Annotated in this window: 12 protein-coding genes and 1 pseudogene; 7 read left to right on the plus strand and 6 right to left on the minus strand. The window is 69.2% G+C overall.

Going from position 1 to position 8,726, the window contains the following annotated elements; genetic code table 11:
* Position 1: 1 nt before the first annotated feature.
* Positions 2–538 carry an SMI1/KNR4 family protein gene (locus tag DEP02_RS25320; RefSeq protein ID WP_112470000.1) on the plus strand — a complete coding sequence of 179 codons (537 nt, stop codon included), beginning with the start codon at positions 2–4 and terminating at the stop codon, positions 536–538.
* 679 nt (positions 539–1,217) lie between these two features.
* Here DEP02_RS25320 and DEP02_RS25325 read toward each other — a convergent pair.
* Both DEP02_RS25325 and DEP02_RS25330 read right to left on the minus strand, forming a co-directional pair.
* Positions 1,218–1,406 carry a DUF397 domain-containing protein gene (locus tag DEP02_RS25325; RefSeq protein ID WP_112470001.1) on the minus strand — a complete coding sequence of 63 codons (189 nt, stop codon included), beginning with the start codon at positions 1,404–1,406 and terminating at the stop codon, positions 1,218–1,220.
* The gene (locus DEP02_RS25330; RefSeq protein WP_112470002.1) at positions 1,403–2,248 is read right to left on the minus strand and encodes a helix-turn-helix domain-containing protein; all 846 of its coding nucleotides are present in this window, start codon (positions 2,246–2,248) and stop codon (positions 1,403–1,405) included. The genes DEP02_RS25325 and DEP02_RS25330 overlap by 4 nt, the downstream gene beginning before the upstream one ends.
* A 157-nt stretch (positions 2,249–2,405) precedes the next feature.
* Between DEP02_RS25330 and DEP02_RS25335 the strand changes: the two are divergent.
* Together DEP02_RS25335 and DEP02_RS25340 are read left to right on the plus strand one after the other, a co-directional pair.
* Positions 2,406–2,875: pseudogene (locus DEP02_RS25335) on the plus strand (ATP-binding protein).
* A gap of 60 nt (positions 2,876–2,935) precedes the next feature.
* Positions 2,936–3,313, plus strand: a complete 378-nt coding sequence (locus DEP02_RS25340; RefSeq protein WP_112470003.1) for a VOC family protein — start codon at positions 2,936–2,938, stop codon at positions 3,311–3,313.
* A gap of 245 nt (positions 3,314–3,558) precedes the next feature.
* Here DEP02_RS25340 and DEP02_RS25345 read toward each other — a convergent pair whose 3' ends face one another.
* From DEP02_RS25345 to DEP02_RS25360, 4 genes are all read right to left on the minus strand, one after another.
* Positions 3,559–3,831, minus strand: a complete 273-nt coding sequence (locus DEP02_RS25345; RefSeq protein ID WP_112470004.1) for a hypothetical protein — start codon at positions 3,829–3,831, stop codon at positions 3,559–3,561.
* A 73-nt stretch (positions 3,832–3,904) separates the two neighbouring features.
* Positions 3,905–4,357 carry a hypothetical protein gene (locus DEP02_RS25350; RefSeq protein ID WP_112470005.1) on the minus strand — a complete coding sequence of 151 codons (453 nt, stop codon included), beginning with the start codon at positions 4,355–4,357 and terminating at the stop codon, positions 3,905–3,907.
* Entirely contained in the window at positions 4,354–5,367 is a 1,014-nt protein-coding gene (locus DEP02_RS25355) for a metallophosphoesterase family protein (RefSeq protein WP_112470006.1), read from the minus strand. The genes DEP02_RS25350 and DEP02_RS25355 overlap by 4 nt, the downstream gene beginning before the upstream one ends.
* Positions 5,364–5,660: a plastocyanin/azurin family copper-binding protein gene (locus DEP02_RS25360; RefSeq protein WP_112470007.1), complete on the minus strand. Its 297-nt coding sequence runs from the start codon at positions 5,658–5,660 to the stop codon at positions 5,364–5,366. Before DEP02_RS25360 ends, DEP02_RS25355 begins: the two co-directional genes overlap by 4 nt.
* Before the next feature lie 545 nt (positions 5,661–6,205).
* Between DEP02_RS25360 and DEP02_RS25365 the strand changes: the two genes are divergently transcribed.
* The 4 genes from DEP02_RS25365 to DEP02_RS25380 all read left to right on the plus strand — a co-directional run bounded on the left by DEP02_RS25365 (position 6,206) and on the right by DEP02_RS25380 (position 8,662).
* Positions 6,206–6,808, plus strand: coding sequence for a sigma-70 family RNA polymerase sigma factor (locus DEP02_RS25365; protein ID WP_112470008.1), 603 nt, complete (start codon positions 6,206–6,208; stop codon positions 6,806–6,808).
* A gap of 25 nt (positions 6,809–6,833) precedes the next feature.
* On the plus strand, positions 6,834–7,625 hold the full coding sequence (locus DEP02_RS25370) for an anti-sigma factor family protein (RefSeq protein WP_112470014.1): 792 nt from the start codon (positions 6,834–6,836) through the stop codon (positions 7,623–7,625).
* A gap of 300 nt (positions 7,626–7,925) precedes the next feature.
* Complete coding sequence (locus DEP02_RS25375; protein WP_232839271.1) at positions 7,926–8,354, plus strand: ATP-binding protein; 429 nt, start codon at positions 7,926–7,928, stop codon at positions 8,352–8,354.
* Positions 8,351–8,662, plus strand: a complete 312-nt coding sequence (locus DEP02_RS25380; RefSeq protein WP_157977538.1) for a hypothetical protein — start codon at positions 8,351–8,353, stop codon at positions 8,660–8,662. The genes DEP02_RS25375 and DEP02_RS25380 overlap by 4 nt, the downstream gene beginning before the upstream one ends.
* The last annotated feature ends 64 nt before the right edge of the window (positions 8,663–8,726 follow it).

Genomic DNA, 8,726 nt, shown 5'->3' on the forward strand with positions numbered 1-8,726 from the left:
CATGTCCTGGATCGCCCAACTTGTGGTGGCCGTTGGATGGCATCCACGCAATCTCAATGTTGAGTGGGCCACGATCGAGACCCGTCTCGGGACGCAGTTGCCCGCTGATTACCGAGACTTCTGTGAGGCTTTTGGCGCCGGTGAGTTCTGTGACTACCTCACCGTCTACGCCTCAGCCGGCGGCGCGGACTCGGAACTGGTCGACTCGCAGGAAACAAACCGGCGGATCATCGTTGAGCACCCGGTGGTGGCGAAAGGCTACCTCCCCTACGGTCTGTACCAGCCCGGCGTACAGGGTGGCATTCTCCAGTGGGGCGCAAGTGTCCAAGGCGATGAGTTCGCCTGGCTTGCACACAGCACCACGGCCCCAGAGACCTGGCCGGTACTGGCCCGTGATGACGCCGGAGGATGGCAGCGGTTCGATATGTCAATGGGTAAGTTCTTGTATCGGCTGCTTGCTGACGAGTCATTCGAAGGGTTCGGGGGTTTTGGAGCGGTCGGGCAGACGAGCCCTCCGTTCTTCACGCCCCGCTCCTGACCTCGGTCGTGCATCTGGCTTCGATTCGTCAGCCGGATTCGGTCGTTGATCGATCCGGCGGTTCGCCCGTAATGTTCTTGGCCGTTGCGTGACCCGCACTGGCGGATCTGCTCGGCCATGCCATCGCCCCACATTTATGTCCTTCCCGTGAGACGGTGGGTTGAACAGACGCGCGCGCCGCAACATAGAATTTTGGTAACACCCTTGTAGTTCACCAAGCGTGCTCAACGTGTGACTGGCAGGACTTCGAAGCGCCGCGCGCACGCCTGCTTTGAGAACGCAAGCGCCCGTACCTGAGTCGACCGGTGCGGGACGCGGTCTGCGGGGCTTGGGACACCCATCCTGCTGAAAGTGTGAACACACGGCCGGTGAATGTACCTCACGCGCTCGCATGAGCGGCATGCGAACACTGAAGGCCGAGATGCTCACCCTTCTTGGAGGGGGTAGGTGCCCCCTGGCCGGGTCAAGGGGGCGTGTCCCACGACGTGATGCGGGCGATCGGGCCCTTCGCATTCTGGCACGAGGACCGTGACAGTCTCCGGGAAGGACGCAGCCCGCGAAGTACTCCGCTGAGACGGGTCGCGCACTTGACTCGGCGAAGTCAGCCGTCCCCTACCTACGGATTTCGACACCTTGACCCCTGCACCACCCGCGGAACGCCATCCGTTGCCGCTGGGCGTCAGGTCTGGGCGGCGTACGAGGCAAAGCCGTTCCATGCGGTGGGGGAGAGGGTGAGTTGCGGGCCGCGCTTGTCCTTGGAGTCCCGGACGTGGACCGTAGTGGGAGTGAGGGCGACCTCGATGCAAGCGTCGCCGTCGGAGCCGCTGTGACTGCTCTTGAACCAAGTCAGGTCGGACGTACTGCTCATGGCGCTCCTCGCATTCGCTTCAACAGGCTTCGCGAGTCCTCGGGGTTGAGAGCCTGTGAGCGCAGTTTTGCATACCGCTGGAGCATGATGCTGACCTCGTCCGGGTCCGTGATCAGAAGCCCGCCACGCTGCCCTTCTGCGTACCCGAACCATCGGTGGTCCGGGGTCTCCAGCAACATCAACGGCCCGTCGAATCCCGAGTGATCGGGCTGTCGTAGCGGCATGACCTGCAACTCGACATTGAAACGGCTCGACTGAACGATCAAGTGGTCGATCAGCTCGCGCGTGACGTCGTCGCCACCTGTCGCGCGCTCGATGAGCGCCTGCTCGACGATGAAGCTGAACGCGATGGGCGGCTTGTGGTCCAGGAGCCGCTGCCGTTCCAGACGTGCGGCCACCTGGTGATCCACTTGATCCGCCTCCTTGACCGGTGGGACGCTCGCGGTGACCGCTCGGGCGTAGGCCTCCGTCTGCAGGAACCCAGGGATGACGCGGCACTCGTACGTCCAGTAGGTGATGGCGGACCTCTCCAGGCGGGCCCATTGCCGGAACCACGCCGCCAGCCCCGGTTGCCGTGCCAGATGGCTCGCGGCCTTCCGCAGCGCGCCCGTGTTGCCCAGGGCCTGCTCCGCCCGTTCCACGAAGGCCGGGTCCGGCATGCGGCGGCCCAACTCCACCGAGGCCACCGTGTGTTTGGAGAAGCGGACCTGCTCGCCCAGTTCCGCCCGACTCAGGCCGGCGTGCTCCCGCAACGCCTGGACGACTGCGCCGAACGTCCGCAGACTGTCCGAGCACTCGGGCTCGCCGCCCGTAACCGTCCCCACCGTGCTGTCCGCCACCATCGGCCACCTCCCGTGCACCCGCCTCGCCGTACACATCGAGCAACGACCGCGCTCACGGATAGTCACATGTACTGCCCAGTCCGCAACCGCGTACGTCGTCGCGGCGTACGCAGTGTTTGCCTGGTGAAAGGGCGCCCTGAGCCGCCAGGTTGGGCCCATGACCGCACCATCCGCGCCTCAACGGCCGGTTACCGTACGACGTTCACCCAGCGCTTCAGCTGCACCCCGCTCGGCGCCCGCCTCGCCCGGCACCTCGCCCTCGCCCAACTGCACACCTGGGGTATCCCGCACGGCACCCCACCCTCCGACGCCGCCGCCACGATCGTCGGCGAGCTGACCGCCAACGCCGTGACCCACGGCCGTGTACCGGGCCGTGACTTCGAGCTGCGCCTGACGCACGCCCCAAGCGTCCTGCTGCGCATCGAGGTGTCCGACACCCGTACCGAACGCCGGCCACCGGGGCCCGCTGACCTGGCACCGTCATTGCCATCGCTCGACGAGGCTGGCCGGGGCTTGTTCCTCGTCGACGCGCTCGCCGACCGGTGGGAGGTGCTGGACCGTGTGTCCGGGGGCGTGGCCCTGCCCGGCAAGACCGCCCGCGTCGAACTCGACCTGCCGCCCGCGTGACGACGCAACCGAGCGGAATCCTGAGGGGCTTGCGGGTGTTGCTGGTCTACGCTGCCCCTTGTGATCGCCAAGCTGCAGTGTGTGGTGTTGGACTGTGCTGATGTCCTTGAACTGTCCCGGTTCTATCAGTCGCTTCTCGGTGGGGCGGTGAACCAGCCGGATCCGCGCTGGTCGCTCGACGACGGTTGGGCGACGCTTCACACCGATACGGGGCTCGTGCTCGCCTTCCAGCGCGTGGAAGACTATCGGCCACCGCAGTGGCCGGATCCCGCTCGGCCCCAGCAGTTCCACCTCGACCTGGGGGTCAAGGACCTCGACCAGGCCCAGGGAGACGTCCTCGGGCTGGGTGCCACGCTGCTCGACGTCGGTGACGGGGAACGCGGTTGGCGTGTTTTCGCGGATCCGGCAGGTCACCCGTTCTGTCTCGTCCGCGACTGATCGGAGGCGCCGACAGGTGCGGCCACCGTCTCGTCGTCAGCCCACTCAGACAGTCCGATGCAGGGTGACCGAAGGAACCGATCCCTGCCTCTGCTGAACACCGCCGGGTCCTTCCGGCTCCGGGTCCCCGCATGCCGTGCCGCATGCGGGGACCCGCGCCTTCCCGGCCGTATGCCGGTCCCACGGCTTCCTCCTCCTTTGACTGGTGTGTGGGCGGGGTCAGGAAAGGCCGGATGGGGTTCCGGTCAGTCCGGCCGGTCGTGGAGCAGGGCGGCCCGTAGGTCGTGCTCGGTGATCTGGTCGGTGGGGAGGGGGAGCGTCCAGTGGTGGGCCGTGCCGTCCATGGACAGTGCGGCGACGACGGTTTCCAGTGGTGGGCGGCCGGGTTCGGTGTACGCGAATTGGCGGATGATGACGGCGGTGTCGTCGTCCAGGCCGAGCAGGGCGCGCACGGTGTCCCTCAGTTCGCGCAGGTGCGGGCTCGGTCCGGTGGTTGCCGGGCGTGGTCGCAGTGGCATGGGGATACTCCTTGGTTCCGGTTGGTTCCGGGAGCACCCAGGACGCCGGTGTCCCGGGCGGCTTCGCGGTGGTTCACTCGGGTGGTGTGCGGAGGGAGGCCCGGTCCCAGGCGGGTGTCCTGACGGGAGGTCGGGCAGCGCGGTGTCGTCCGGCCGCGGTTGCCTGCCAGGTGGCGAGGAGCAGCAGCGTGCCGGTTTCGGCCAGGAGGCTGAGCAGGGACTGTGGGGCGGGCTGCAGACCGTGTTCGGTGAACCCGAAGACGCCCACGGTGCGGGAGGCCGCGAAGCCGCCGAGGGCGCCCAGGGCCACGCCGGCGGCAGCGACCCTCATCAGCGGCGGCATCCCGATCAGCAGCAGGGCGGCGACCGCGAAGGAGACGCTGGCCTGGAGCAGGAACAGGGGGCCGACGATGTGGGTGAAGCGGTACTCGTCGACGTAGAGCTGGGCGTGGATGTATCCGCTCGCGGCGAGCGTGGCGGCGATCGCCCAGCGCAGGGCCGGGGCGAGGAGTCTTCCGGTGGTCATGCCAGCCTCTCATCCTTGATCGCCAGTTCCCGGTCGCCCTGCCGGTAGCCGACGGTGCGAATGCCGAGTGCGTCCTTGAGCTGTCGGGCGGGGACGACCTGGGGGGTGGGGGCGGGGGCCCGGCCCGGCTTCGGCAGCGGGTAGGCCGTGGTGGTGGCGGAGTGGAACGTGATGTTGCCCTCCGTCTTGGTGAACAGCTGGTGGACGTGCCCGTTGAGGCAGGTGACGGAGGAGAAGCGGCGCAGCAGCGCGATGATCCGCAACGCGTCGTCCGTGCTCCAGCCCCACTTCGGGTACATGGCGAACAGCGGGATGTGGCTGAAGACCACGACGGGGGTGTCCGACGACAGTCCGGCGAGGTCCCTGCGGACGAATTCGATCTGCTCGTTGCCGAGGTGACCGAGTTTCTCGAGGCTCAGGGTGTTGACCAGGGCGATGAAGTGCACGCCGTGGGTGTCGAAGCTGTACCAGCCGTCGCCGAGCGTGCCCTTGCCGAAGGTCTGCCGGTAGGCACGGCCGGCGTCGCCGATGGAGTCGTGCTCGCCCGGCACGGTGAAGACGCGGTCCGTCTGCATGCCGGTCATCATCTGCCTGACCTGGTCGAACTGTGCCGCCGTGGACAGGTGGGTGAGGTCGCCGCTGTGCATGACGAAGTCGGGCCGGAAACCGAGCGAGTTGACCTGGTGGATCGCTTCGATGAAGGAGCCGGCCACGTCCGTGTTCGCCGGGCCCTGGAAGCCGATATGGCTGTCGGAGACCTGCACGAAGCGCAGTGCGCCGCTTGCCGTCGTGCCGTCTGCCGCCGTGCCGCCTGCCGTCGCGGCGGCAGCGGTGTTCCGGGAGTCGGCGATGTGGCTGATCACCTCTCCACTGGCCACGGTCAGTACCACGGCTCCGCCGAACCACCCCGCGTGCCGCAGGAGTTGGCGCCGGGTCATGCTGTTCGGCCCGGCGGGCTGTTCGGCATCGCCCACCGGTGCCGGGTCGCCGCTGTCGTGGTACTCGGTCATCGGGTCACCTCCACGGTGGCGGTCATGAACGGGTGGATGGTGCAGAGGTAGGCGTAGGTGCCGGGCTTGGTGAACCTGTAGCGGTAGGTGGCGTGGGTGGCCAGGGCGGCCGAGTGCAACGGACCGCCCGCTTTGGCGCTGGTGACGGTGTGGGCGTCGGTGTCCTGATTGGTCCAGGTCACCGTGGTGCCCACCTTGACCTTCAGCGTGGCCGGGGAGAACGCGAAGTTCTTGATCGCCACGGCGTCCCCGGCCACCGGCGCGGTCGACGCGCCCTTGCTCGGGGGGCTCATGTGCATGCTCATGCTGGGCATGGGTGAGGCGCCGTGAGCGGAGCCCGCCGCGTTTCCCGGCCTGGAGGCACCGGGCATCCCGGCCGTCTGGTGCTGACCCCGCCCAGGTGTGAGGGCGCCGGCACCGGTGGCCGAGGAATGCGACGACTGACCGCATGCGCTCAGGAGCACCAACGCGCCGACGGTGGCGGCGGTGGCGACGGCGAGTCCGGCAGCAGCGCGTGATCGGCGGCCTGGTGCACGAAGGTTCAGGTGCATGTGGTTCGTTCCTCGAAGTTGCGGGTGGTGTACGGCAGTTCCCCGTCCGCGGCCCGAGGGGGATGCGCCGCAGGTGGGCGACGCCCACTTTGGGGAATAGGCGAGAAACGCCGTGTATGTCAGCTCTTGCCTGACTTCACGGGTGGCGGGGGCGTGCGGTTCGGTCGGCAGGTGCTTTTTGTGGCGTTTCTTTGCGGGCGCGCGTTGTTCGCGGCGCACGCAGAGCGTCACGGCTGTCGCGCAGAGCGTCACAAGACAAAGTGGCGAATGTGCGTAATGATCGCCTTATGCCCTGGAGCTCCCGAAAACGTGGCCCAAGGACCGATCCGGATCGCTCCGCGCACCGTGTCCCTGGTAAAGGGACTCTTTCGGCCACGGACGAGGAACTGCTGCGCACTCTGTATGCCGAGCACGCAGGACCCCTGTTCCACTACGTGCTCCGGCTGACCTCGGGAGACTGGCAATGGGCGGAGGATGTCGTGCAGGAGACGTTGCTGCGGGCATGGCAGCATCCCGCCGCGTTCGACCCCGCCCGCGGCCCGGCCCGGGCGTGGCTGTGCACGGTCGCCCGGAACCTGGTCATCGACGCCCACCGGGCCCGGCAGGCCAGGCCGGCCGAGGCCGGCGGCGAGATGCTGGAGCGGGCCGCCGAGCAGACACCGGGCGAGGACGGGATCGAGCAGGCACTGCAGAGCTGGGCGGTGGCCGACGCCGTCCGGACGCTGTCCCCGGACCACCGTGCGGTCCTGCTGGAGACCTACTACCGGGGCCGGACCATGGCGGAGGCCGCACGGGTGCTGGGCATCCCGGTGGGCACCGTGAAGTCGCGGACGTACTACGCCCTGCACGCCCTGCGGCTGGTGTTGCGGGAACGGGGCATCGAGCCATGACCGTGGCATGCAGGAGGTGGCGACCATGAGCGCGGAGCACGACGCCCTCCGGCTGGCGCTGGGAGGATACGTCCTGGGTACGCTGCCCCCGGTGGAGAAGGAGCAGGTGCGCGACCACCTCGCGGGATGCGCCGAGTGCCGGGCGGAACACGCGCAGCTGGCGGGACTGCCCGCGCTGCTGGCGACGGTGACCGCGGCCGAAGCCGCGGGCCGGACGGTGCCGGCGGCCGACGGGGACCTGGTCGATCGGCTGGTGGCGCGGGCGGCCGAGAGTGCGCAGGGCGGCTCCCCGCCCGCACGGCCCGCCGCGGCCGCGGTGCCGCAGGCGCGCGAGGAGGGTGTGCTGGAGAGGTTGCTCCAGCAGGCCGCGGTCCGGCGCCGCAGGACGTGGCGGTTGCAACTGGCCGGGGCCGCCGCCTCCCTGATGCTCATCGCGGGAGCGGCCGGCGGCACCTGGCTGGCGACCATCGGGTCCGTGGGCAGTGAGGCGAAGCGGCCCGGACCGACCGCGCCGGCTCCCTCGCGCACCTTCTCCGGAAACGATTCCACCACCGGCGTCTCCGCCTCGGTGAAGGTCTCGCCCTCTGCCTGGGGCAGCGTCCTGCGGGTCTCCGCCAAGGGGGCGCCCGCCGGAATCACCTGTCGGCTGCAGGCGGTCGGGCCCGGCGGGGTCAGGGAGGACGGTGCCAGCTGGCGGGCGGGCGAGTACCCTCCCGGCACCGCGATCCCAGGAGCGGTCCCCATGTCGCCGGGTGCCATCGAGCACTTCGAGATCGTCGCTGGCAACGGTCAGAAGCTGGTCACGATCCGGGCGTGAGGTCGCCAGGAGACAGGAGCCCGCCCGACGCTGCGTCGGGCGGGCTCCTGGCGTACCGGACCGACTCCTTCCGGTGCGCCTGAGGCAAAGGAAGGCGGGCGGGATCAGCGCTCCGCCGGCATCGAACCGACCCTCAGGAAAATGAGTAAAAGGTGCGAATTGCTCGAACCGCTCGGTGTGCGCCGTGCGTGGAACTGACTGAGCGCTCCCCTGCAGGATCCGGCACACCGACTGTCCCCCGAAGCCGTTGGCGGCCCCCACGTTCCGGTCTCCGCACATCCACAGAAGAGCCAGAAGACCATGTTTGTGACCGATTCCCCCCGCCCGAGCTCACTGCTCCCCCAGCACTGCCGCCACGAGGCGCTGCTCACCCTGCCCGCGCAGGAGGCGCACGTCTCCGCCGCTCGTCACTTCGCGGCCGATCTGCTGGAGACCTGGAGTGTTCCCGAAAGCGAGCGGGACTCCGCCGTTCTCGTCGTCGACGAACTCGCCGCCAACGCCGCCCAGTACGGCCGCGAGCGCATGACCCTGCTGCTCGTCCTCGACAACGGCACTCTGCACATCGTGGTCAGTGACTCCGGGACGGCGGTGGAGCGCCCTCGCCCCGACATCGCCCCGGACGAGCACGGCCGCGGCACCGGCATCGTCCAGTACCTCGCACAGTCGATCGAGGTCCACCAGACGCGCAGCGGCCGCGAAGTCCGTGCCTGCCTGAGGTGCTCGACATGACCGGCCCCGGCCCCGGCGTACTGGGGGAGGACGTCACCCCGGACACCGGCGAGGACATCGACGCCCCGCCCCGGCAGGAGGCGTACGCGAACGTGCCCGACCTGCGCCGCGAGGCGTACCAGGTGCTCGCCCTCAGGGCCGGGCGCGACGGCCGCCGGGCCAGGACCGTCACCGGCCCGCCGGTCCGCCGACTCCGCGTCGTCCCGCAGACGGATTCGCGAGGAGCGCTCACCCGCGGCCGCGGAGTCCTTCCCGCCGAGTCGGCGTACGGCCTGGTGAGCGGGCCTGGCCACGGGTGGGGGCGGTGAACCCGCCACGGCGCCCCGCGCGACGCGGCCAGGCCGGGCGCAGGCGGCGCTCGCGGCCGGCCAG

It is taken from the genome of Streptomyces triticisoli, from assembly GCF_003270085.1.
In the GTDB taxonomy this organism is placed as follows: Bacteria; Actinomycetota; Actinomycetes; order Streptomycetales; family Streptomycetaceae; genus Streptomyces; species Streptomyces triticisoli.